Source organism: [Actinomadura] parvosata subsp. kistnae (assembly GCF_900323885.1).
In the GTDB taxonomy this organism is placed as follows: Bacteria; Actinomycetota; Actinomycetes; order Streptosporangiales; family Streptosporangiaceae; genus Nonomuraea; species Nonomuraea composti.
Window position 1 is genome coordinate 1,630,981 of the sequence record NZ_OOHJ01000022.1, and the last position, 23,051, is coordinate 1,654,031.

Annotated in this window: 23 protein-coding genes; 12 read left to right on the forward strand and 11 right to left on the reverse strand. The window is 71.1% G+C overall.

What is annotated here, in order from left to right; translation table 11 throughout:
* Positions 1 to 157: 157 nt before the first annotated feature.
* The 6 genes from iolC to KIS93_RS67990 all read left to right on the forward strand — a co-directional run bounded on the left by iolC (position 158) and on the right by KIS93_RS67990 (position 5,761).
* Positions 158 to 1,108, forward strand: a complete 951-nt coding sequence (gene iolC, locus KIS93_RS50085; RefSeq protein ID WP_080042312.1) for a 5-dehydro-2-deoxygluconokinase — start codon at positions 158 to 160, stop codon at positions 1,106 to 1,108.
* An 11-nt stretch (positions 1,109 to 1,119) separates the two neighbouring features.
* Positions 1,120 to 2,034 (forward strand): Cgl0159 family (beta/alpha)8-fold protein, encoded by a 915-nt coding sequence (locus tag KIS93_RS50090; protein ID WP_080047175.1) that lies wholly within the window; start codon positions 1,120 to 1,122, stop codon positions 2,032 to 2,034.
* Positions 2,031 to 2,873 (forward strand): 5-deoxy-glucuronate isomerase, encoded by an 843-nt coding sequence (gene iolB, locus KIS93_RS50095; protein WP_080042313.1) that lies wholly within the window; start codon positions 2,031 to 2,033, stop codon positions 2,871 to 2,873. Before KIS93_RS50090 ends, iolB begins: the two co-directional genes overlap by 4 nt.
* Positions 2,822 to 4,717: a 3D-(3,5/4)-trihydroxycyclohexane-1,2-dione acylhydrolase (decyclizing) gene (gene iolD / locus KIS93_RS50100; RefSeq protein ID WP_080042314.1), complete on the forward strand. Its 1,896-nt coding sequence runs from the start codon at positions 2,822 to 2,824 to the stop codon at positions 4,715 to 4,717. Before iolB ends, iolD begins: the two co-directional genes overlap by 52 nt.
* Positions 4,718 to 4,778: 61 nt before the next feature.
* The gene (locus tag KIS93_RS50105) at positions 4,779 to 5,552 is read left to right on the forward strand and encodes an AI-2E family transporter (protein ID WP_281262002.1); all 774 of its coding nucleotides are present in this window, start codon (positions 4,779 to 4,781) and stop codon (positions 5,550 to 5,552) included.
* A complete protein-coding gene (locus tag KIS93_RS67990; RefSeq protein WP_281262003.1) occupies positions 5,513 to 5,761 on the forward strand; it encodes an AI-2E family transporter in 249 nt (82 codons plus the stop codon). Before KIS93_RS50105 ends, KIS93_RS67990 begins: the two co-directional genes overlap by 40 nt.
* Before the next feature lie 50 nt (positions 5,762 to 5,811).
* On the opposite strand, the gene KIS93_RS50110 is transcribed toward KIS93_RS67990, so the two are convergent.
* Complete coding sequence (locus tag KIS93_RS50110; RefSeq protein WP_080042315.1) at positions 5,812 to 6,405, reverse strand: PadR family transcriptional regulator; 594 nt, start codon at positions 6,403 to 6,405, stop codon at positions 5,812 to 5,814.
* 64 nt (positions 6,406 to 6,469) lie between these two features.
* Between KIS93_RS50110 and KIS93_RS50115 the strand changes: the two genes are divergently transcribed.
* On the forward strand, positions 6,470 to 7,999 hold the full coding sequence (locus tag KIS93_RS50115) for an FAD-dependent oxidoreductase (protein WP_080042316.1): 1,530 nt from the start codon (positions 6,470 to 6,472) through the stop codon (positions 7,997 to 7,999).
* Here KIS93_RS50115 and KIS93_RS50120 read toward each other — a convergent pair.
* Positions 7,988 to 8,470, reverse strand: a complete 483-nt coding sequence (locus tag KIS93_RS50120; protein ID WP_186404880.1) for a GNAT family N-acetyltransferase — start codon at positions 8,468 to 8,470, stop codon at positions 7,988 to 7,990. The two genes, KIS93_RS50115 and KIS93_RS50120, sit on opposite strands and share 12 nt — an antisense overlap.
* A gap of 19 nt (positions 8,471 to 8,489) precedes the next feature.
* Between KIS93_RS50120 and KIS93_RS50125 the strand changes: the two genes are divergently transcribed.
* Positions 8,490 to 9,146: an HAD family hydrolase gene (locus KIS93_RS50125; RefSeq protein WP_155128438.1), complete on the forward strand. Its 657-nt coding sequence runs from the start codon at positions 8,490 to 8,492 to the stop codon at positions 9,144 to 9,146.
* Between the two features lie 54 nt (positions 9,147 to 9,200).
* Here the strand turns inward: KIS93_RS50125 and KIS93_RS50130 are convergent, their stop codons facing one another.
* The gene (locus KIS93_RS50130) at positions 9,201 to 9,725 is read right to left on the reverse strand and encodes a DivIVA domain-containing protein (protein WP_168017403.1); all 525 of its coding nucleotides are present in this window, start codon (positions 9,723 to 9,725) and stop codon (positions 9,201 to 9,203) included.
* A gap of 116 nt (positions 9,726 to 9,841) precedes the next feature.
* On the opposite strand from KIS93_RS50130, the gene KIS93_RS50135 reads away from it, so the two are divergent.
* Entirely contained in the window at positions 9,842 to 10,666 is an 825-nt protein-coding gene (locus tag KIS93_RS50135; RefSeq protein ID WP_080042318.1) for an ABC transporter ATP-binding protein, read from the forward strand.
* On the forward strand, positions 10,663 to 11,331 hold the full coding sequence (locus tag KIS93_RS50140) for a hypothetical protein (protein WP_080042319.1): 669 nt from the start codon (positions 10,663 to 10,665) through the stop codon (positions 11,329 to 11,331). Before KIS93_RS50135 ends, KIS93_RS50140 begins: the two co-directional genes overlap by 4 nt.
* A 15-nt stretch (positions 11,332 to 11,346) precedes the next feature.
* Here KIS93_RS50140 and rlmN read toward each other — a convergent pair whose 3' ends face one another.
* Positions 11,347 to 12,447, reverse strand: coding sequence for a dual-specificity RNA methyltransferase RlmN (gene rlmN, locus KIS93_RS50145; protein WP_080042320.1), 1,101 nt, complete (start codon positions 12,445 to 12,447; stop codon positions 11,347 to 11,349).
* A gap of 124 nt (positions 12,448 to 12,571) precedes the next feature.
* On the opposite strand from rlmN, the gene KIS93_RS50150 reads away from it, so the two are divergent.
* Positions 12,572 to 13,588, forward strand: a complete 1,017-nt coding sequence (locus KIS93_RS50150; RefSeq protein ID WP_080042321.1) for a suppressor of fused domain protein — start codon at positions 12,572 to 12,574, stop codon at positions 13,586 to 13,588.
* 3 nt (positions 13,589 to 13,591) lie between these two features.
* On the opposite strand, the gene KIS93_RS50155 is transcribed toward KIS93_RS50150, so the two are convergent.
* The 6 genes from KIS93_RS50155 to KIS93_RS50180 form a co-directional block, all read right to left on the reverse strand.
* Complete coding sequence (locus tag KIS93_RS50155) at positions 13,592 to 14,431, reverse strand: phosphatidate cytidylyltransferase (protein WP_186404881.1); 840 nt, start codon at positions 14,429 to 14,431, stop codon at positions 13,592 to 13,594.
* A 103-nt stretch (positions 14,432 to 14,534) separates the two neighbouring features.
* Positions 14,535 to 15,092, reverse strand: coding sequence for a ribosome recycling factor (gene frr, locus KIS93_RS50160; protein WP_080042323.1), 558 nt, complete (start codon positions 15,090 to 15,092; stop codon positions 14,535 to 14,537).
* A 43-nt stretch (positions 15,093 to 15,135) separates the two neighbouring features.
* The gene (gene pyrH / locus KIS93_RS50165) at positions 15,136 to 15,834 is read right to left on the reverse strand and encodes a UMP kinase (RefSeq protein WP_206068471.1); all 699 of its coding nucleotides are present in this window, start codon (positions 15,832 to 15,834) and stop codon (positions 15,136 to 15,138) included.
* 161 nt (positions 15,835 to 15,995) lie between these two features.
* Positions 15,996 to 16,829: a translation elongation factor Ts gene (gene tsf / locus KIS93_RS50170; protein ID WP_080042324.1), complete on the reverse strand. Its 834-nt coding sequence runs from the start codon at positions 16,827 to 16,829 to the stop codon at positions 15,996 to 15,998.
* Between the two features lie 992 nt (positions 16,830 to 17,821).
* Positions 17,822 to 18,751 (reverse strand): 30S ribosomal protein S2, encoded by a 930-nt coding sequence (rpsB, locus tag KIS93_RS50175; RefSeq protein ID WP_080042325.1) that lies wholly within the window; start codon positions 18,749 to 18,751, stop codon positions 17,822 to 17,824.
* 373 nt (positions 18,752 to 19,124) lie between these two features.
* Positions 19,125 to 19,751: an ArsR/SmtB family transcription factor gene (locus KIS93_RS50180; RefSeq protein ID WP_080042326.1), complete on the reverse strand. Its 627-nt coding sequence runs from the start codon at positions 19,749 to 19,751 to the stop codon at positions 19,125 to 19,127.
* A 69-nt stretch (positions 19,752 to 19,820) separates the two neighbouring features.
* On the opposite strand from KIS93_RS50180, the gene KIS93_RS50185 reads away from it, so the two are divergent.
* Positions 19,821 to 21,545 (forward strand): MFS transporter, encoded by a 1,725-nt coding sequence (locus KIS93_RS50185; RefSeq protein ID WP_246005486.1) that lies wholly within the window; start codon positions 19,821 to 19,823, stop codon positions 21,543 to 21,545.
* 55 nt (positions 21,546 to 21,600) lie between these two features.
* Here KIS93_RS50185 and KIS93_RS50190 read toward each other — a convergent pair whose 3' ends face one another.
* The gene (locus KIS93_RS50190) at positions 21,601 to 22,542 is read right to left on the reverse strand and encodes a hypothetical protein (protein ID WP_080042328.1); all 942 of its coding nucleotides are present in this window, start codon (positions 22,540 to 22,542) and stop codon (positions 21,601 to 21,603) included.
* Positions 22,543 to 23,051 lie beyond the last annotated feature (509 nt).

Genomic DNA, 23,051 nt, shown 5'->3' on the forward strand with positions numbered 1-23,051 from the left:
CAAAGCCACACCCTTTGGTGAGGAGGCACACAACGCCCAATATGTCATGACATGAAGATGACGTAAAGTCCGTCCGTAACTCCTCAGGGAGTAGACATATGCATGTCATGACAATATGCCTTAGTGTCGTGGGTAAGCTCCATCCCTGGAGGTGCTGTTGTACGACCTGATCACGATCGGCCGCTCCGGCGTCGACGTCTACCCGCTGCAGACCGGTGTCGGCCTGGCCGACGTCGAGACCTTCGGCAAGTTCCTCGGCGGCAGCCCCACCAACGTCGCCGTCGCCGCCGCCCGCCACGGGCTGCGCTCCGCCGTGATCACCGGCGTGGGGGCCGACCCGTTCGGCCAGTACGTGCGCCGCGCCATCCGCGGCTTCGGCGTGGACGACGCCTTCGTCCACACCATCGAGGGCCGGCCCACGCCCGTCACGTTCTGCGAGATCTTCCCTCCCGACCACTTCCCCATCTACTTCTACCGCGGCGAGCACCCGCCCGACCTCCAGCTCACCCCTTCCATGCTCGACCTCGACGCCATCGCGGGAGCCGGGCTGTTCTGGTTCTCGCTGACCGGGCTCAGCCAGGAGCCGAGCGCCGCCGCCCACGCCGCCGCGCTCTCGGCGCGCACGTCGGCGCTCAATCCTGGGCTGACGGTGTTCGACCTCGACTACCGGGCCGTGCTGTGGGAGTCACGCGAGGCCGCCCACGAGGCGGCCCAGCGGATGCTGCCGCGGGCGAACGTGGCCGTGGGCAACCTGGAGGAGGTGGAGACGGCGGTCGGCGTCCGCGACCCCGAGGCCGCCGCACAAGCCCTGCTCGACGCCGGCGTACGGCTGGCGATCGTGAAAATGGGCCCAGAAGGGGTTTTCGCGCGTACCTCCGAGGAGAGCGCCTTGGTGGAGCCCATGGAGGTGAAGGTGGTCAACGGGATCGGCGCGGGAGACGCCTTCGGCGGCGCCCTGTGCCTCGGCCTGCTGCGCGGCTGGCCGCTGGAGCGCACGCTCCGCTTCGCCAACGCCGCGGGCGCCTTCGTGGCCGCCCGCCTGGCCTGCGCCGACGCCATGCCGTCCACCTCCGAGGTGGACGACCTGCTGAACGGGGCGTCGTGTTGAAGGACGTCACACTGACCACCCCCGCTGCCCCTTCGGCGGGCCCGCCCGGTGACTACGGGCGGCTCACCCGCATCCGGGCCACGCAGCCCGAGGAGATCGCGGCGGCCGCGGCCCGCCGGGAGCGCCGCGGCCTGCCCGGCGAGGGCGAGCGGCTGCTGATCATCGCCGCCGACCACCCGGCCCGCGGCGCCCTCGGCGTGCGCGACCGGCCCCTCGCCATGGGCAGCCGCTACGATCTGCTCGACCGGCTGCGGCTGGCGCTGTCCAGGCCGGGCGTCGACGGCATCCTGGCCAGCCCCGACGTCCTGGAGGACCTGCTGCTGCTGGGCGACCTGGAGGGCAAGCTCGCCTTCGGCTCCATGAACAGGGGCGGCCTCCAGGGCTCGGTCTTCGAGGCCGACGACCGCTTCACCGGCTTCGACGCCGCCGCCATCGACGCCATGCGGCTCGACGGCGGCAAGATGCTCTGCCGCATCGACCCGTCCGACCACGCCACCGTGACCACGCTGGAGTCCTGCGCCCGCGCGGTGAGCGAGCTGGCGCGCCGGCGGCTGGTGGCCATGGTCGAGCCGTTCTGGTCGCTGCGCACCGAGTCGGGCGCCCTGCGCAACGACCTGTCGCCCGACGCCGTGATCCGCTCGATCAGCGTCGCCCAGGCGCTCGGCGTGACCTCCGCCTACACCTGGCTGAAGATCCCGGCGGTGGCGGAGATGGAGCGCGTGATGGCCGCCACCACCCTGCCCGCCCTGCTGCTCGGGGGCGACCCCCCCGACATCGACGCCGCCTACGCCGACTGGCACCGCGCCCTGAGCCTGCCGGGCGTGCGCGGCCTGGTCGTCGGGCGCGCCCTGCTCTACCCACCCGACGACGACGTGGCGGCCGCGGTGGACGGCGCCGCCGCACTGGTACGAGAGGCCCGCGCATGACCCATCTTCCGTACGGCAAGACCGCCAGCGGCCCCTGGTCGGTCGAGATCACCCCGTCCCTGGCCGGCTGGACGTACTCGGGGCTGCGCGTCGCGGACCTGACGGACGCCCCGATCTCCTTCGACACGGGCGAGGAGGAGATGATCGTCCTGCCCCTGGCCGGCTCGTGCACGGTCACGCTGCCGGATGACACGTTCGTCCTGACCGGCCGCGCCTCGGTGTTCGACAGCCCCTCCGATTTCGCCTATGTCCCGACCTCCACGCAGGTGACCGTCGAGGGGGCGGGCCGGATCGCGTTCCCCTCGGCCCGGGCCACCCGCGCCCACCCCGCCCGCTACGTCGCCGCCGCCGAGGTCGCGGTCGAGATCAGGGGCGCCGGCCAGGCCAGCCGCCAGGTCAACAACTTCTGCTCCCCCGACGCCTACCAGGGCTGCGACAAGCTCATGGCCGTCGAAGTGCTCACCCCGTCGGGCAACTGGTCCTCCTACCCGCCGCACAAGCACGACACCCCGCACGAGGGCGAGGCCGTGCTGGAGGAGATCTACTACTTCGAGGTGGCCGACCAGGGCATCGGCTACCAGCGCGTCTACTCCTCCGAGCGCGGCCACATCGACACCCTCGCCGAGGTCTCCTCGGGCGACGTGGTGCTCGTCCCCTACGGCTACCACGGCCCCTCCATGGCCGCCCCCGGCTACGACCTGTACTACCTGAACGTCCTGGCGGGCCCGGCCGAGCAACGGTCGATGGCGTTCTGCGACGACCCGCGCCACGCCTGGATCCGCTCCTCATGGGACACCCAGCACCTCGACCCCAGACTGCCGTTCGGGAGGACTTCGTGATTCGTTTGACCGTCGCCCAGGCGGTCGTGCGCTTCCTGGCCCGCCAGTGGAGCGAGCGCGACGGCGTGGAGCGCCGCTTCTTCGGCGGCTGCGTCGGCATCTTCGGCCACGGCAACGTGGCCGGGCTCGGCCAGGCGCTGGCCACCTCCACCGAGGACCTGCCCTACCGGCTGAGCCGCAACGAGCAGGCCATGGTGCACACCACCGCCGCCTACGCCCGCGCCGCCAACCGGCTGGCCACGCTCGCCTGCACCACCTCGATCGGCCCCGGCGCCACGAACATGATCACCGGCGCGGCCGGCGCCACCATCAACCGCCTGCCCGTGCTGCTGCTGCCCGGAGACATCTTCTCCACCCGCGCCGCGAGCCCCGTGCTCCAGGAGCTGGAGGACCAGCGCTCGTACGACATCTCGGTCAACGACTGCTTCAAGCCGGTCTCCCGCTACTGGGACCGGATCAACCGGCCCGAGCAGCTCCCGAGCGCGCTGCTGGCCGCCATGCGGGTGCTCACCGACCCGGCCGAGACCGGCGCGGTGACGCTGGCGCTGCCTCAGGACGTGCAGGCGGAGGCGTTCGACTGGCCGGACGAGCTGTTCGCCCGCCGCGTCTGGCACATCCCCAGGCCGCGCCCCGAGCGGGCGGCCCTGGCCCGCGCCGCCGAGCTGATCAGGTCCGCCGCCCGCCCCATCATCGTGGCCGGCGGCGGCGCGATCTACAGCGAGGCCACGGACACGCTCCGGGCGTTCGCCGAGGCGTGCGGGATCCCGGTGGCCGAGACGCAGGCGGGCAAGGGCGCCCTCCCGTACGGTCACCCGCTCGCGCTCGGCGCGATCGGCGCCACCGGCACCACGGCCGCCAACGCGCTGGCCCGAGAGGCCGACCTGGTGATCGGCGTCGGCACCCGCTACAGCGACTTCACCACCGCCTCCCGCACGATCTTCGCCCCCGACGCGGCCTTCCTGAACCTCAACGTCACCGGCTTCGACGCGGCCAAGCTCTCCGGCCTGCAGCTGGTCGCCGACGCCCGCGAAGGGCTCTCCGACCTGCTCGAAGCGTGCGCGGGTCACCGCACGCCGGACGCCTACCGGCAGCGCGCCGCCGAGCTGACCCGGGAGTGGGACGCCGCCGTGGACGCCGCTTACGCGCTGGAGGGCTCGCCGCTGCCGCAGTCCGCCGTCATCGGGGCGGTCAACGCGGCGGCCGGCGACGACGGCGTCGTGGTGTGCGCGGCCGGCTCCATGCCGGGCGACCTGCACAAGCTGTGGCGGCCCAGCGGCCCCGGCAGCTACCACGTCGAGTACGGCTACTCGTGCATGGGCTACGAGATCGCCGGCGGGCTCGGGGTGAAGCTGGCCGCTCCGGAGCGCGAGGTGTTCGTGCTCGTGGGCGACGGCTCGTACCTGATGATGGCGCAGGAGCTGGTCACGGCCGTCGCCGACGGCGTCAAGCTGGTCGTGGTGCTGGTGGACAACTCCGGGTTCGCCTCGATCGGGCGGCTGTCGGAGAGCGTCGGCGCCGAGCGGCTCGGCACCGCCTACCAGCGCCGCGACGGCGGGCCGCTGCCGGTCGACCTGGCCGCCAACGCCGCCAGCCTCGGCGCCACCGTGCTGCGCCCCGAGTCGGTCGCCGACCTGCGCAAGGCGCTCGACACGGCCCGCTCCGCCGACGCGACCACCGTCATCTACGTCCGCACCGACCGGCTGGCCGACGACGCGCCCTCCTCAGAAGCCTGGTGGGACGTGCCCGTCGCGCAGGTCGCGACGACCAGTGCCACGTACGCGGCGCGGGAGACGTACGAGGCGAACAAGCGCTCGCAGCGGCCCCACCTGACCCCGCCCGGCTGATCAGGGTTGCCCCCGATCGGCCTGGGGAACTCCTCTGACCAGGCACGATCGGGGGGCAGGGATGAGGCCGTGGCGGCTGCTGGGGTGGTTCGCGGTCATCGCGGTGGCCTTCTTCTGCCTCTACCACGTGCGGACGGTGGCCCTGTCGATCGTCATCGGCGTCTTCCTGACCGCGTTGCTGCTGCCCCCGGCCCGCTGGGTGCGCTCGCGCGGCGTCGGGCGGGCGGCGGCCACCGCGATCGTCTTCGCGGGCGCCCTGCTGGTGGCGGGTGCGGTGATCGCGCTGGTGGTGCCACCGACCGTGGCCAGCGTGTCGGAGCTGCGGGCCAGCGTCGGCAAGGTGCTCGACGACCTGCACCACCTGGCCGCCCGGCTCGGCCTGGACGACCGGCAGATGCTCGCGCAGGCCAGAGACTACCTGTCGGGCCAGAGCCGCCAGATCACCACCGGGGCGCTGGCCGGGGTCAAGACGGTCGGCGAGATCGTGGTCGGGGCGGTCCTGGCGATCATCCTGTCGGTGTACTTCGTGCACGGCGGCGACCGCCTCTTCCGCTGGCTCGTCGAGCTCATGCCCGCCTCCAGCAGGGCGCGCGTAACCGAGACCGGTGAGCTGATCTTCTCCGTCGTGGGCCGCTACATCCACGGGGTCGCGATCGTGGGGCTGGTGGACGCGTTCTTCATCGGGATCTCGCTGTGGATCCTCGGCGTGCCCGTGGCGCTGCCGCTGGCCGTGCTGACGTTCGTGGGGCGTTCCTGCCGGTGGTGGGGGCGTTCTTCGCGGGGCTGCTGGCGGCCGTGGTGGCGCTCGTCGCCAAGGGCTGGCTGGTCGCGCTGATCGTGGTGGCGGTGACCGTGGCCGTGCAGCAGATCGAGGGGCACGTGCTGGCGCCCCAGATCTACGGCAAGGCCCTCGACCTGCCGGGCGCGGTGATCCTGGTGGCGATCACGGTGGGCAGCGTGATCGCGGGGATCGCGGGCGCGTTCCTGGCCGCGCCGGTCACCTCGGTCGTCGTCGCCCTCCTCCGCCACCCGCGCTCCACCTGACGGTGCCCTGCCTGAACGCGACCCGCCGGAAAGCGCTCCCTCACCCTGTCTCACTCCAGCGCGGCGGCGGCCTCCTCCAGGCTCTCCCTGCTCCAGGTCAGCCGCCCGCCCCGCAGGTCCTCGACGACCCCGCGCAGCCACCGTGCCTCGGCCTCCGTCACCGCGCGCAGGTACTCGACCTCCAGCATCGCCACGCGCGGCACGCCCGTGTCGGCGAGCTGCTCCTCCAGGGCGGCCAGCGTGCCGGCGACGACCTGCTCGCGCCGCTCCAGCGCCTGCGCCAGCTCGTCGGGCGCGAGCATGAGCGCGTTCGACAGCGCGGCGGGGAACTGCGGGAACTCCTGCCTGGGCACGCTCAGCATCTCATCCAGCCACCTGCGCAGCGTGACCTGCCCGTCGTCGGTGATCTCGTAGACGGTCCGCTCCGGGTACTGCTGGTCGCGCCCCGTCTCGCGGACCCTGATCAGCCCCGCCTCGCCGAGCCGGTCGATGGTGCGGTAGAGCCCCGTCCGCTGACCCACGTTGACCACCTGGTCCTTGCCCCACTGCTTGAGCAGCCGCTGGATGCCGTACGGATGCAGCGGCCGGTACCGCAGGAGGGCCAGGACGGTCAGGGCGAGAGGTGACCCGCGGTCGAGTGGCATGCGTCCATGTTAGCTTCAGCAGAACTAGTTGACTTGTGACTAGTTTCAATGTGACTATCGAGCCATGACGACCACCACACAGACCCCCGTCCTGATCGTCGGCGGCGGCTACGCCGGCCTCGCCTCGGCCCTCTTCCTCGCCCACCAGGGCGTGCGCTGCGTGCTCGTGGACCGCCACCCCGGCGGGTCCATCCTCGGCCGCGCCCGCGGCATCAACCCCCGCACCATGGAGATCTACCGGCCGCTCGGCCTGGAGGCGGCGATCAAGGAGGCCGGCCGCCCCTTCGACGGCGAGTCGGGCGTGGCCCGCTGCACGACGCTCCTGGACGAATGGCACTGGATCTTCGACGCCGACGCGCCCCGCGCACTGCCCCACCTCACCGCCGGCGAGTTCGGGCTGGCCGACCAGAGCACGATGGAGCCGATCCTGGCACGCGCCGCCCGCGAGCGCGGCGCCGAACTGCGCTTCGACACCCAGTGCGAGTCCGTCGACGACGGCCCCGATGGCGTCACCGTCGTCACCCGCGACCGCACCACCGGCGAACGCCGGACGTACCTGGCCCAGTACGTGATCGCCGCCGACGGCTACCGCGGCACCATCAGGCAGCGGTACGGCATCGGCCGCACCGGGCCCGGCGTGCAGCGCAGCTACGTCTCATGCGTCTTCAAGGCCGACCTGTCGGACATCATCACCAGGCGGGCCATGTTCTGGATCCTCGGGGACCCCGTCACCGGCGCGCTCGTCTCCCACGCGCTGCCCCACCACTGGGGCCTCGGCCTGTCCTACGACCCCGCCACCGAGTCCCCCGACGACTTCACCGACGAGCGCTGCGCCGAAACCGCCCGGCGCCTCATCGGCCGCGACGTGCCGATCGACATCGTCGGCAGGGCCGCGTGGGAGGAGGCCGCCTACGTGGCCGACCGGTTCCGCGCCGGCCGCGTCTTCCTCGTCGGCGACGCCGCGCACGTGTGGCCGCCCGCCGGCGGCCTCGGCGCCAACTCCGCCGTCCAGGACGCCCACAACCTGGCCTGGAAGCTGGCCGCCGTGCTCGCCGGCCGCGCCTCGGACGCGCTGCTCGACACGTACGAGGCCGAGCGCCGCCCCGTCGCCCTGGAGCTGGCCGACCTGACCGTACGCAGCCAGGCCGCCCGCTTCGGCCCGAACCCGGGCGAGGACCCGCTGGACGCCGTCCTGTGCGTCCTCGGCCAGCGCTACACCTCCGCCGCCATGATCGGCCCTGGCCCCGGCGCGGTGTTCGGCGACGGGGTCGAGCAGCACGCCCGCCCCGGCACCAGGGCCCCGCACCTCTGGCTCGACCACGACGGCCGGCGCATCGGCGTGCACGACCTGTTCCACGACTCCTTCGTGCTCCTGACCGACAGCGAGCCGTGGGCGAAGGCCGCCGCCGACGTCGAGGGCGTGCGCGCGTACCGGATCGGCGCCGACGTCATCGACGTCGAGCACGCCTGGCGGTCCCGGTACGACGGGGCCGCCGCCGTGCTGGTGCGGCCCGACGGGTACGTGGCCTGGCGCGGCGAAGGCGACCCCGCCGCGCTGGCCGGCGTGCTCGGCCGCGTCCTGCTAAAGCAGTAGCTCCAGCTCCAGCTCGTGCCTGATCGGGATCCCGTCGGACTCGGCCGGGATGCCGGGCTTGATGGCACGCACCCGATCCATGGCGTTCCGGTGCAGGGCCACCAGGTCGAAGCCGTAGCGCTGGTAGAAGCGCAGGGCATGCGTGTTGTCGTTCGTGGTGATCAGCCAGAGCCGCCTCGCGCCCCGCTCGGCCGCGACCGCCCGCACCGCGTCCAGCAGCGCCCTGCCGACCCCCTTGCCCGGCAGCACGGCGTCGAGCGAGGCGATCTCCACCGCGCCGCCGTCCTCCAGGTACGTCACCAGGCCGGCCAGCTCCCCCTCCACCTCGGCGACGAACCCCGGCAGCTTCGCCGCGTCCACCTGCCTGCCGCTCCCCAGCACCATCAGCGTGGTGCCGCCCCAGCTCTCCGTGAGCACACGGGTGACGGCGGGCAGGTCGCCGGGACGGATCTCCCGCACGGAAATGCTCATGACCGCCATTATGAGAGCTATGCGATGGGTCACGTTCGACTGTTTCGGAACTCTGATCGACTGGCGGCACGGCATCCGCACCAGCGCCGAGCTGATCGCCCCCGGGCAGGGGGAGCGGCTGCTGGAGGCGTACAACCGGCATGAACATCTCGTCCAGGCCGAGTCGCCCGCCATGCGCTACCGCGACGTGCTGGCCGAGACGCTGCGCCGGGCGTGCGAGGAGGAGAAGGTGGAGCTGCGCGCCGACGACGCCGCCGTGCTGGCCGAGACGCTGCCGTACTGGCCGGTGTTCCCCGAGGTGGGGGCCGAGCTGTCGGCGCTGCGCGCGGCCGGGTGGCGGCTGGCGCTGCTGACCAACTGCGACCTCGACCTCATCGCCGGGACCCGGCGGCGGCTGCCCGTGCCGTTCGACGCCGTGGTGACGGCCGAGGACGCCGGAGCGTACAAGCCGGCGCACGCGCACTTCGAGCTGTTCAGGAGCTCCTACGAGCCGGAGGTCTGGGTGCACGCGGCCCAGAGCTACTTCCACGACATGGAGCCGGCGCAGCGGCTGGGGGTGCCGCACGTGTGGATCAACCGCCACGACCAGCGGCCCGCCGACGCCTCGATCGTCCCGCACACCCAGCCCGACCTGCGCGGCCTGCTCGCGACGGTCGAGACCGCCGCTTCGGGGTGAGGCGAGCGCTGGAGCGGCGGGCTCTCAGAGCCCGCGCCGACGTGCCGGCGCGGCTCAGAGGGCCCGCTGCTCCAGCACGTCGGCGATGCCCGCCAGGAACGAGTCCACGTCCGCGATCAGATACCCGGCCTTGAACATCACGGTCGAGAACTTCGCCTCCCGCACCTCCTTGGCCGTCACCGGATAGTCGGTCGTGCCGCGCAGCGTGGCCACGATGCGGTCGAGGAAGGCGTCGATCTCGTCCTCGTTGTAGCCGGTGCCCATCCGGCCGGGGCGGAAGGCCACCCGCTCCACTCGCGCCGCCTGCTGCTCGAACCACTGCTCGCGCAGCATCTCGCCGGTGGGCTCGGCCATCGCCAGCCGGATCGGCCGCTTGGCCTGGGCCTCCAGCGCCACCACGAACGCCTCCAGCGCGAAGTCCACCGCGGTCTCCTGGTAACCGCCGCGTTTCGCGCGGAACGTGGCCGTGCGGACCTCGTCGGCGGTGACGGGCTCCAGCAGATGGGGGCCTCTGCCGAGGGTCGACTCGATCCGCCCGATCAGGGCGTCGACTTCGACGGGGTCATAGCCTGAACGCATACCCATGACGCGCGGAAAGCGGTTCAAGCTCACTCCTCTTGAGATCGTGCTGGGGGTCCCTCCATTGTCGGACCTTTATGCCGACCCTGCGACCCGACATATACCGTTAAAGGACCATGCGTCTGACCAACGTCTCCTTCCGTTACCGAAGACGTGATCCTCTCGTCATCGAAGACGCCGACGCCCACCTCGCCCCCGGCGACGTGATCGAGCTGACCGGCGTGAACGGCGCGGGCAAATCCACCCTGCTCCGCCTCCTCGCGGGCCTGGCCAGGCCCACCACGGGCACCATCTCCGAACGCCCGCCGGTGGTCGGCTTCGCTCCCGACCGCTTCCCCGCGAGCCAGCCGTTCACCGTCGCCGCGTACCTGCGGCACATGTCCCGCGTCCGCGGCGGCGCCCGCTGGGAGCCCTGGGCCGAGCGGCTCAACATGAGGCACCTGCTCGCCACCCCGCTCGGCGACCTGTCCAAGGGCAGCGCCCACAAGGTCGGCCTGGCCCAGGCGTTGATGGCCGAGCCGGGGCTGCTGATCCTGGACGAGCCGTTCGCCGGCCTCGACGCCGACACGCGCCAGGCGCTGCCGTCGATCGCGGCCGAGGTGGCGGGACGGGGCGGCATCGTCATCGCCAGCGACCACCAGGGCGGGCTGCGCGGGCTGCCCGGGCTGCGTCACTGGTCCATGGTGGACGGCCGGCTCAAGGAGGGCACCGCCGCCCCCGCCGCGCCGCCCCCTTCGCAGGCCACCGTGGCCGTCACCCTGCCGGCCGAGGAGCTGCCGCGCTTCCTGGCCAGGATGCGCGAGGAAGGCTTCCAGGCCCGCGAGCTCGACACCGCCGAAGAGGCCCGCGAGCTTCCGCCCGCCGCCCAGGGTCGCGAAACCCTCGCCCCTGCCCGCCCTCGCGACACCTCAGCCACCCGGGAAGCCGAGGAGAGCGCATGATCGCCCTGGCCGCCTTCCGCCTGGCCGCCTACGTGCGCTCGCACCGCGTGTTCCAGGCGCTGCTGCTCACCCTCGCCCTGCTGGCCATCGTGCACGGCAGCCGCGCGCCGAGGGGCGCCGAGGCCACCGTGCTCGTGGACGGCGCCGTGCTCCTCGTCCCCGTCCTCGCCTGGGCGGCCAGGAGCCTGCTCGACACCGAGCCCGACCGGCAGCGCGAGATGTCCGCCGTCCAGGTCGGCGGCCGGGGCAAGGAGGTGGTGGCGGGGCTGCTGGCGGCGTTCGCGGCCTGCGCCGTCTTCGCCGCGCTCGGCCTGGTGTGGGCGCTGCTGCTCGGCATCAGCGGCTCGCCGCCGCCCGGCCTGCTGCTCGCCGGCCTGATCCTGTACGCGATCTCTGCCCTGACCGGCACCGCGCTCGGCGCGCTCACCAGCCGCGCCGTCCTGCCGTCACCGGCCGTCTCGATCATGGCCCTGCTGCTCGGCTTCCTGGCGATGCTGCTGCTGAGCGCCACGTCGTTGTACTGGCTCACGGTGCCGCTCATCCCGTGGATGAAGGCGGCCAACTCCGGCGAACTGCTCGGCGCGTTCTCCACGCTGGCCTGGATCTCGCTGGCGTGGTGCCTGATCGGCCTCACGGCGTACGGGTGGCTCCGCCGCCGCTCATGACGGCGGGCCGGCACGTCACTCGGCGGCGGCGAGCTGCCCGCAGGCCCCGTCGATCTCGCGCCCGCGCGTGTCACGCACCGTCACCGGCACGCCGTGGAACTCCAGCCGCCGCACGAACGCCCGCTCGTCCTCCGGCCGCGAGGCCGTCCACTTGGAGCCGGGCGTCGGGTTGAGCGGGATCAGGTTGACGTGCACGAGCTTGTTCTTGACCAGCTTGCCGAGCAGGTCGGCCCGCCATTCCTGGTCGTTGATGTCCTTGATGAGCGCGTACTCGATCGACACCCGCCGCTTGGTCTTCGCCGCGTACGCCCAAGCGGCGTCGAGCACCTCGCTCACCTTCCAGCGCGTGTTGATCGGCACCAGCGTGTCGCGCAGCTCGTCGTCGGGCGCGTGCAGCGACAGCGCCAGCGTGACCGGCAGCCCCTCGTCGGCGAGCTTGCCGATGGCGGGCACCAGCCCCACGGTGGAGACCGTGACGCCGCGCGCGGAGATGCCGAGCCCGTGCGGCGCCGGCTCGACCAGGCGGCGCACCGCCCCGATGACCTGCTTGTAGTTGGCCAGCGGCTCGCCCATGCCCATGAACACGACGTTGCTGACCCGCGCCGGCCCGCCGGGCACCTCGCCGGCCGCCAGCGCGCGGGCGCCGGCCACGACCTGCTCGACGATCTCGGCGGTGGACATGTTCCGGGTCAGGCCGGCCTGGCCTGTGGCGCAGAACGGGCAGTTCATGCCGCATCCGGCCTGCGAGGACACGCACATCGTGACGCGGTCGGGGTAACGCATGAGCACCGACTCGACCAGTGCCCCGTCGAACAGCCGCCACAGCGTCTTGCGGGTGGTGCCGCGGTCGGTGGCCAGCTCCCTGACCGAGGTGAGCAGCGGGGGCAGCAGCGCCGCCAGCTTCTCCCTGGACGCGGCGGGCAGATCGGTCATCGCCTGCACATCGGTGGTGAGGCGTTCGAAGTAGTGGCGGGAGAGCTGGTCGGCGCGGAACGCCTTCTCCCCCAGCTCCGTCACGGCGGCCCGCCGCTCTGCCATCGACAGGTCGGCGAGGTGCCGTGCGGGCTTGGCCCGCCGCGGCGCGACGAAGGTGAGCTGACCTGGAGGCTGGGACACTGTGCTGCCTTTGCTTGGCTTCGAGGGTTGGTGACCAGGGTAATGAACGCTCGGAGCGGAGGTGGCATTCCTGGTCTCACTATGGCTCGCGTCTTGGTCGCCGCCCGATCTACAGTCATCTCGTATGGCGATTTTTCGGTCGGCATCTGGCGAGGGTGGCACCGAGGTCGTGCTCGCCGCCGGCAACCCGTACGGGAGCCGGACGCTCGTGGTCGAGCGGGACGAGGACTCCTCGGTAGCTTACCTGTGCTCGCCCGACGGCACCGTCCACGGGGCCGTGTGGCTGGCCAACCATCGCCCCGCCCCCGCCGTCGTGGACCTGGCCCGCATCAACGCGGGCCTGCCGCCGCTCATGCCGAGGCCCAACACGCTGCACCCCGAGGGGCGGCGGCCGCTCGGGCAGCTCAGCCCGCTGTGGTTCGAGGAGGGCGACGGCGTGGCTCTGTACGAGGACGACGAGCTGCTCGCGGTCATCCCCGGCTGGGCCGACATGAGCAGGGGCATGCCCGGGTACGCGCGCGACGCCGTAGGCGAGTCACCGTTCGCCTGGGCGCTGTCGGAGGCCCTCGAAGGGCTGCGCCCGCGCATCTCGAACGCCAGGTCCTACTGGCGCTGGCGGCACAGCGAGGGGTCGTGGCCGTCGTTCCAGCAGTTCGTGATGGGGCACCTGGACAACGTCCTGGGGCCGGCGGGCCGCTACTGGGACGCCAGCGGCGAGCGGCTGCCGACCGTGGGCATCACGGAGCGGCCGCCGCACGGCGAGCGCGGCTTCACCGTGCTGTCCACGGTGGGCATGAGCTGCCAGCGCATGCCGACGGTGGAGCAGTGGATCGACAAGCCGGGCGCGTACGCGCGGATCGAGCTGGCCGTGGCCACCCGCGACGACCCGAAGGACGCGGCGCTGCTGCTGGTGTGGCTGGCCCAGTACCCGTGGCACTCGGTGACGTGGCTCGGCCACGGGCACACGGCGAAGTGGTATCACGAGCCTTCGACGTTCCCGCTGGGCCCGCAGTACTCAGGTGTCCTGATGCAGGCCAACCCGGCTCACATGCCCGACATGTCAGGCTTCGCGTTCGGCGGCGAGATCGTCCGCTGGCTCTGGCTCTCCCCCGTCACCACGCAGGCCCTTCAGGCACACTGACGTTCAGAAGAACAGGGTCATCAGCAGCCAGACCGGCACCAGCGTCGTCACCAGCGAGTCGAGCCGGTCCATCAGCCCGCCGTGGCCCGGCAGGATCGTCCCCATGTCCTTGATGCCGAGATCCCGCTTGATCATCGACTCGACCAGGTCGCCCACCGTCGCCAGCAGCGCCGCCAGCGCCCCGATCAGCGCCCCCTGCCAGATCTGCCCGTGCAGCAGCCACGACACCAGCCAGGCCCCCACCGCCGTGCACGCGACGACCGACCCGGCCAGCCCCTCCCAGGTCTTCTTCGGGCTGATCACCGTAAGCTGGTGCCGGCCGAACAGCACCCCCGCGATGTACCCGCCGATGTCACTCGCCACAGTCACCGCGATGAAGATCAGCACGCGATGGTTGCCGTCGCCCGGATGCAGCATCAGCGCCACGATCGCGCTCAGCATCGCCGGATAGAACAACGTGAACACCGACGCCGACGCGTCGCGCACGTAGCCGTCCGTCCCGTCACTGAACATCCGCCAGATCAGCAGCACGAACGCGAACACCGCGAACGAGGCCAGCAGCCACTCGGGCCCGCCCCAGTACGCCCCCGCCTGCATCGCGACGAGACCCACCAGCACCGGCACGGCGGGCACCCTGATGTCACGGGTGGCGAAGGCCTTGACCAGCTCCAGCACGCCGACGCCGACGGCGCCCACCACCACGATCAGGAACAACTCCTTGATCGTGTAGACGGTGCCGAGGACGAGCGCGCCCAGGACCACGCCGACCGCGATCGCGGCGGGCAGGTTCCTTCCGGTACGGCTGCCGCCGCTCGAGCTGGTGCCAGCCGTACGTTCTTCCACAGACTTCTCCAAGAGCCACGGCCCCCGCCACCGGGGCGAGGGCCGTAGGTGACCCGCTACCTGCGGCGGACCGCTCCAGGCGACCCGCCCTGCGGCGCGCCGCTCAGACCTCGAGCAGCTCGGCTTCCTTGTGCTTGAGCAGCTCGTCGATCTTCGCGACGTGCTTCTGCGTGAGGTCGTCGAGCTCCTTCTCGGCCCGCCTGACCTCGTCCTCGCCCGCCTCGCCGTCCTTGATCATCTTGTCGAGGGTCTCCTTGGCGGAGCGGCGGATGTTGCGCACCGACACCTTGGCGTGCTCGCCCTTGTTCCTGGCGACCTTGATGTACTCCTTGCGGCGCTCCTCGGACAGCTCCGGGAACGTCACGCGGATCACCTGGCCGTCGTCGGTGGGGTTCACGCCGAGGTCGGAGTCGCGGATGGCCTTGATGATCGCATTCGTCGAGCCCTTGTCGTAGGGCTGGATGGTGACCATGCGCGCCTCGGGCACGTGGAAGGACGCCAACTGCTGGATCGGCGTCGGCGTGCCGTAGTACTCGGCGTTGATCTTGTTGAACATCGAGGGGGTGACGCGGCCCGTACGGATCGTCGCGAAGTCCTCCTTCGCGACCGAAACGGCCTTGTCCATCTTTTCCTCGGCTTCGAGGAGGGTTTCGTCGATCACAGCGGCTCCCTGTCTTCTAGCTGGCGGTGTCGGGCTCGCTCCGTCATTTGCCTGCGGGACTCACCAGCGTGCCGATTTTCTCACCGCGTACCGCTCGCAGGATGTTGCCCTCGCCCATCAGGTCGAAGACCACGATCGGCAGATCGTTGTCCTTGCACAGGCTGATCGCGGTGGCGTCCATGACCGCGAGGTCGCGTAGCAGCACCTCGCCGTAGTCGAGGTGGTCGAACCGGACCGCGTCCGGGTTCTTGCGCGGGTCGGAGTCGTAGATGCCGTCGACCTGCGTGCCCTTGAGCAGCGCCTCCGCGCCGATCTCCAGAGCCCGCTGCGACGCCGCGGTGTCGGTGGAGAAGAACGGCGAGCCGAGCCCCGCGCCGAAGATGACCACGCGGCCCTTCTCCAGGTGCCTGATCGCGCGGCGCGGCAGGAACGGCTCCGCCACCTGCTGCATGGTGATGGCCGTCTGCACCCGCGTCTCCACCCCCCGCCGCTCCAGGAAATCCTGGAGCGCCAGGCAGTTGATCACCGTGCCGAGCATGCCCATGTAGTCGGCCCTGGCCCGGTCGATGCCGCCCTGCGACAGCGTCGCGCCGCGGAACATGTTGCCGCCGCCGACCACGACCGCGACCTGCACGCCCTCCTTGACCGCCTCGGCGATCGAGTCGGCCAGGTGATCGACGATCGTCGGGTCGATGCCCAGCGGCTCGCTCCCGGCGAACGCCTCCCCTGACAGCTTCAGCATGACCCGCTTCCACCGGAGTGGGCTCTGCGGGCTCTGAGCCGGCGGATCTTGAGACGAGGAAGCCGCCGTCCGTGTGGATTCGTGGGCTGACTCCCGGTGGTCCTGCACGGCGGCGGCCTCCTTCATCTCGGTGGATCGTTGAGCTGGCAGCTTGCCTAAGCCTAAGCCTGACCGACCTTGAAGCGGACAAAGGCGAGAACCTCTACGCCGTTCTCCTCGGCGTACTTGCCCACGCTCTTCTTGTTGTCCTTGACGAAGGCCTGCTGCAGCAGCGTGAAGTCCTTGTACCAGCCGTTCACGCGACCCTCGACGATCTTGCCGATGGCGGCCTCGGGCTTGCCCTCCTCGCGGGTCATCTCCTCGAAGAGCTTGCGCTCCTTCTCGACGACCTCGGCGGGAACGGACTCGGCCTTGAGGTACTGCGGCGCCATCGCCGCCGCGTGCTGCGCGATGTCCTTGGCGACCTCGGCGTTCGGCTTGTCGAGCTGCACGAGCACGCCGACGGCCGGCGGCAGCGCCGGGTCCGTCTTGTGCATGTACGCGCCGATGTAGCCGCCCTCCAGCACCGCGAAGCGGCGGATCTCGATCTTCTCACCGAGCGCGGCGTTGGCGGTGTCGAGGTGCTCCTTGACGGTCTTGCCGTCGAAGGAGGACTCCAGCAGCGCCGCCACGTCGGCCGGCTTGGTCGCCAGGACGTGCGTCACGACCTGCTCGGCCAGCTCCTGGAAGCGCTCGCCCTTGGCCACGAAGTCGGTCTCGCAGTTGATCTCGACCAGCGCGGCGGAGGAGTCGCCGTCCTGCTTGAGCGCGACCAGGCCGTTGGAGGCGGTGCGGGACTCGCGCTTGCCGACGTCCTTGGCACCCTTGAGGCGCAGCAGCTCGACGGCGCGGTCGAAGTCGCCCTCCGACTCCTCCAGCGCCTTCTTGCAGTCCATCATGCCGGCAGCGGTGATCTCACGAAGCCGCTTGACGTCGGCCATGTTCACGGAAGCCATTGCTCTTTTTCCTTGTGGGATTTCGTCGTCGTCATCGTGGTCGGGGCGGGAGCCGGGATCCGGCCACCCACCCTGGGTTCGTACGGCGGGCGCCCGCCGTACAGGAGCCTTGTCTTGCTCGGGGCCACGGGCCGGCCCGGCTTCGCCGCTGCTTCGCTCGGCATACTGCCCAGCCTCGCCCCGGCTTACCACCTCAGCTCGGCCCGGCCTGCGCCCGACCTCACCTCAGCTCGGCCGGGTAGACGCCCGGCCTCGCCTCGGCCTGCCACCTCGGCTCGGCCTGGTGTCCACCCGACCTCACCTCGGCTCGCCGCCTCGGCTCGGACCGGCATGCGCCCGACCTCACCTCGGCTCGGCCTCGCCTTCAAGCTTGCAGGCGGACGAGCCCGTCCTGGCCCTCGCTCGGCAGGAGGAGACCCTGACCTGACCGCCACCTCGCCCTGGCCTGGCTTACCGTCCTCGGCCCTGGAGCGGCCCGTCCGACATGCCGTCCAGGCTCAGCCGTTTGCCGAGCCAGAACGCCTACGTTGCCTGGCCGCCGCCACCCCGGACCTCGCAGCCACCAGGTGGTTCGCCGTTGTTCAGCTGTGCGTGCGTCGCCTTGCTCGCCCGTTTGGTGCGCTTACGTGCGTACTCACTTGCCGACATGCCCGCCCGCTGACGTGGTTCGCCCGCTGACGGAGCCCGTCCGCTGACGTGCCCGCTTGCCGACGTGCGTGCCCGCTTGCCTGGCCCGCCCGCTTACGCGCCGACCGACCGTCCGACCGACCGGCTCGCTCGCCGGACCGGCGGAACCGGCCGGCAAGCCCGGCCCCAGCGCGGCGGCCATCACCACCGGCCCGGCCGACCCGGCCGAGCCTCGTGGCGGCGACCGCCGTCAACAACACCCTTCACCATCGCCCCGGGAAACCGCGGATCCGCCGCACCCCGTACTCACCCTTGCGGGAGAGACCGGATCACCAGCGGACCAGCGGCCCCGTACGCGGCGGACGTCAGGCCTGCTGCTCGGTCTCGCCCTCAGCGGCGGCGGCCGGCGCCTCGTCGGCGGCGGCCTCAGCCGGAGCGGCCTCCTCAGCAGCGGGAGCCTCCTCGGCGGCGGCCTCAGGGGCAGCCTCGGGGGCGGCCTCAGCGGCGGCCGGAGCCTCGCCGGTGCCCTGCTCGATGAGCTCGCGCTCCCACTCGGCCAGCGGCTCGGCGGCGGCCGGCTTCTCGTCACCACGGGCGGCGCCGGAGCGAGCCATCAGACCGGCGGCGACACCGTCGGCGACGACCCGGGTCAGCAGGCCGACGGCGCGGATGGCGTCGTCGTTGCCGGGGATCGGGTAGTCGACCTCGTCGGGGTCGCAGTTGGTGTCGAGGATCGCGACGACCGGGATGCCAAGCTTCTTGGCCTCGCTGATCGCGATGTGCTCCTTCTTGGTGTCGACGACCCACACGGCGCTGGGCACGCGGCCCATGTCGCGGATACCGCCGAGCGTGCGCTCAAGCTTGTCCTTCTCGCGGCGGCGCATGAGGAGCTCCTTCTTCGTGAGCCCCGAGCCGGCGACGTTGTCGAAGTCGAGCTCCTCGAGCTCCTTCAGACGCTGAAGCCTCTTGTGCACGGTGGAGAAGTTGGTGAGCATGCCACCCAGCCAGCGCTGGTTGACGTACGGCATGCCGACCCGCGCGGCCTGCTCGGAGATGGCCTCCTGAGCCTGCTTCTTCGTGCCGATGAACAGGATCGTGCCGCCGTGCGCCACGGTCTCCTTCACGAAGTCATAGGCGCGGTCGATGTACGACAGCGACTTCTGCAGGTCGATGATGTAGATGCCGTTGCGCTCGGTGAAGATGAAGCGCTTCATCTTCGGGTTCCAGCGCCGAGTCTGGTGGCCGAAGTGAACGCCGCTTTCGAGCAGCTGTCGCATGGTGACGACGGGGGCCATGTGCTGGTCCTCCAGGTCTTGGCGCCCTGCGGATGGGCGCGGTTCTCGGTTGTGCCGCGGCAGCGCGTTGTCTGCCGCCCTGATGCCCCGAACCCGCTCCCGCCGGGCACATGGCCCGGACCGATGGCGCGGTCCGCAATGGGGCATGCGAAGTCGGCCTGTTGTCACAGGCCATCGAAAAGTCTACCTCCCACACCGCCCCAGGCTGACCGTCCCCGGTCAAACGGACATCCGCCCCTACCCGGGCACCACCATCCGCTCATCCCCCGACCACCCCACCAGCTCGCGGCTCCTACGACCGTTCCCATGAACAGCCATACCCCTCCCGAACACCACGCACAACACCAGTCACCCCCAGATCACCACCAAGCCCTCAATCGGGGACCGGGCGAGCGCCATGATCTTCGGTGGGCAGCCCCGGAACCACCCTCGCCGCCACCGGGAACAGGTTGACCTGCGCCTCCACGAGCCGGGCCCCCTCGGGCGCGTCCCGCTCGCTCCGGTTCCGCGCGACGTACGGCTCCAGCAGCCCCTCGATCTCCCGCGTGAGCCGGCCGAGCTCCTCGGCGGTCACCCGCAGGCGATGCTGGCTGAAGAGCGTCACCTCCCGCCACTCCTCGGGCTCCAGGTCGGACTGGGCCAGAGCCCGGTCCGCCTCCTCGTTCGCACCCTTCCGCAAGGCCGCGATCAGCAGGACCTTGGCCGCCCGTACGTCCGGCTGATCATCCGGACGGACGCCGACGCTCAGCGGTTTGTCCACACCCCGCCACAATCGTTCCCTGCCATCCCCTCGCGGCGGCGCGTCCTCCACGAACCCGTACTTGGCCAGCATCCGCAAGTGATAGCTGGCGGCGCTGGGCGTGATGCCCGCGATCTCCGCCACCTCGGTCGCGGTCGCACTGCCCTCGACCCGGAGCCTGTTGAGGATCATCAGCCTCGCCGGGTGAGCCAGCGCCCGCATCGCTTTGGGATCACTGAGCCCCTCTCTGTCCTGCGTCATGCGCCAAACGTACCCATCCTGAGACCTGAAACATTGCTTTCATAACTGTGAAGGATTACCTTCATAGTTATGAAGCGTTCCCTTCACAACTCCCCAGAGCTCTCACCTGCCACGACCACGCCAGCGCCCGCCTCCACCTCCACTGCGGCACCGACCACCTCCACCTCCGCCTCTGCACCCACCCCCACCTCCACCTCCGCCTCTGCACCCACCCCCACCTCCACCTCGGCGTCCACCTTCGCCTCCGCATCGACCCCCACTTCCCCGTCCACCCCCACTTCCCCGTCCACCCCCGCTTCCCCGTCCACCCCCACTTCCGGCAACACCCCTCCGCCCACGCCCGCACAAGCCGTCCGCCCTTCCGACACCTCAACCCCGAACCAGCCCCCACCCTCCTCCGACACCTCAGCCCCCAACCAGCCCCCACCCTCCTCCGACACCTCAGCCCCCAACGAGCCCCCGCCACCACCCCTCCGCAAACAACGCGACTACCGCCTGCTCTGGACCGCCCGCACCATCTCCGTCACGGGCTCGGAGGTCTCCAAGCTGGCCATCCCGCTGACCGCCGTCACCCTGCTGGCCGCCTCCCCCGCCCAGATGGGCATCCTGACGGCCGCCGCCTCGGTCCCGGTCCTGCTGTTCGGCCTGCAGTCGGGGGCGATCGCCGACCGGCTCACCCGCCACCGCCCCCTGATGATCGCCTGCGAGCTCGTCTCCTGCGCCGCCGCCGCCACGATCCCGATCGCCTGGCTCCTCGGCGTGCTGAACGTCGTCTGGCTGATCGCCGTGGCCCTGGTCATCGGCACGGCCGGAGTGCTGTTCAAGGCCGCGAACTTCCCCCACCTGGCCGCGGTCGTCGACCCGTCCCACCGGACGGAGGCCATGGCCGGCTTCCACGCCTCCTACTCGGTGGCGTCGGTCAGCGGCCCTGGCCTGGCGGGCCTGCTGGTGCAGCTCCTCACGGCTCCCCTGGCCGTGCTGGCCGAGGCGTTCGCGTTCCTGACCTCGGCTCTCCTGCTGCGCAGCATCAGAACGCCGGAGCACAACACCCCTTCGGCGTCCCAGAGCATGTGGCGCGACGTCGTGGAGGGCCTGCGGACCAGCGTCACGCACCCGGTGCTCCGCGCGCTCCTGGGCGCCGGCGTCACGATCAACTTCTTCGCCATGGCGTACACGGCCGTCTACATGCTCTACATGGTCAACACGCTCGCCATCCCGAAGGCGCTGATCGGCGTCCTCATCGCCCTGAGCGGCGCCGGCGGCCTGCTCGGCGCGTGGCTGACGGCCCGCCTGTCCAAGCGTTACGGCGAGAACCGCGTCCTGCTCATCTCGGTGATCTTCTTCCCCATCGAGATCCTCGCGGTCGGCCTGCTGACCGGCCCTCTGTGGTGGAAACTCGCCCTGCTCGCCCTGACCAGCACGATCACGGGCGGCATCGTCGTCGCCTTCGCCACTTGCATGGGCGCGATCACCCTCAGGGAAACGGCCCCTGAGCTACGCGGCCGCGTGAACGCCACCACGACGTTCGCGGTACAGGGCGTCCTGGCCCTGGGCGGCCTGGCCGGCGGCTTCCTCGCCGAATGGCTGGGCCTGCGCCCCGTGATCCTCATCTGCGCCGCAGGCATAGCCCTCAGTACGATCTGGATCTGGACCTCCCCCCTCCGCCCGAACCGCCTCCCCCACGCCCCGAACACCCGGGACACCCGGGACACTTCCGACGCTTCGGCGCCCACCCCGTCGTTCGCCCAGTCCACCTCCCACCTGATCAACTCCAAGCGCCATTCCCAGCCCTGACGCCCACCCCCTACCGACTCACTCGCATCGATACCGGACGGACCGTGAGCCCGCTTCATCGATACCGAGCGATCATGGGCCCATAGCCCTTCCCATAGACAAGACCGACCGCGTAAACCCTCCCTGTCCCGGGCACAGCGCTGGCTGCCGAGACGTCAACCTCCCGCCTGCGATCCACCCCGGCCATCGGCGGAAGCTCGGTCCGACTGCCATCAGGCGCGACCCGAACAGCCCCGCTCAACCCTCCCTCAGCGCCGACATCCCCGTCGACCAGGACAATCCCATCCACCCCATCGGATCCGGCCGCCCCCACATACGCCGAGCCCACCACCCGCGCCCAGGCGGTGCCGTCCCAGTGCAGGGTGACGGTGCTGCTCCTGCTGCCGTCCTCGTAGTCGAACACTCTGCGGGTCCCGATCGCCCACACGTTCCCGGGGGTGTGTGCGACAACCTGGGTGAGCCTGATCGACGGGATGCTGCCATCCGGCCGCCCCTGACTGTTGATCTCCTTGCTAGGCGTGCGATCCTCAGGCACGGGAACGAGCCGCCACGACCGCCCGTCCCAAAGCATGGCCGCCGCCTGCGAGGCGGAATGCCCGCGCGCGAGCGGCCGCCCCGTACCACCGACCGCCCACACCTGATCGGGCGCCACCGCCGAGACCGCCTCCGCCCACGCGGGCAGACGCATGACCGTCCAGCCCCGGCCGTCCCAGTGCGCGGCGCGATCCCCGACCACCAGCCACACGTCATCGGCCGCGAGAGCAGCAGCACCGGCCCGCTCACCGGCGTCGTAATCCATGTCCGGCAGCCCAACGGGGCTCCAGCGCTCACCGTCCCAGTGATGCGCGCTCAGGGCAGCGGTGGCAGCGAAGACCCACGCATCACGCGACCCCGTCGCGACAAGCACCGGAAACCTCTCATCGTCCTTGGAATCCCACGTCATCGGGGGTGCAGGGCGCTCCCGCCAGCGCCGCCCATCAAAGTGCAGAAGCAACATCGGTCCAACCCCTTCATGCGGACTACCCAACGCCCACACGTCCCGAGGACCACTAGCAGCAACCGCCTTCAGCCGAACCCCACGCCGATCCCCCACATACTCAAGCCGCCACCCCCGCCCCTTAGCCGTACGAACCGGAGAGGGCACGGGACCCACCGCCGTAACGCCGGGAGAGGCGACGCTCTTCACGGGCACACTCTGCGGCCCAGCAGCACACCCCGCCCCAAGGACAACAGCAGCACCCAACGCGACTAACCGCTTGCCCCTCCCTTGAACCAGCTGGCGACGTGCCCCCAGTACAGCAATCCCCCGACCTAACTCTCCCTCTATGGAGCACGCACCCCCACCACCGTCCGCACAACCACCAGGGTGACCATCACTTTGCAGCTCACCCGCCACACGCTGGCCCCACACCACTCCGCACGGCCACTCCTCCACAGCCCTGCCACCCTTCATCCACCCCATCCACAGAACGGCGTTCGCCCTCTCCCGCCCCTCATCGCCCCCGC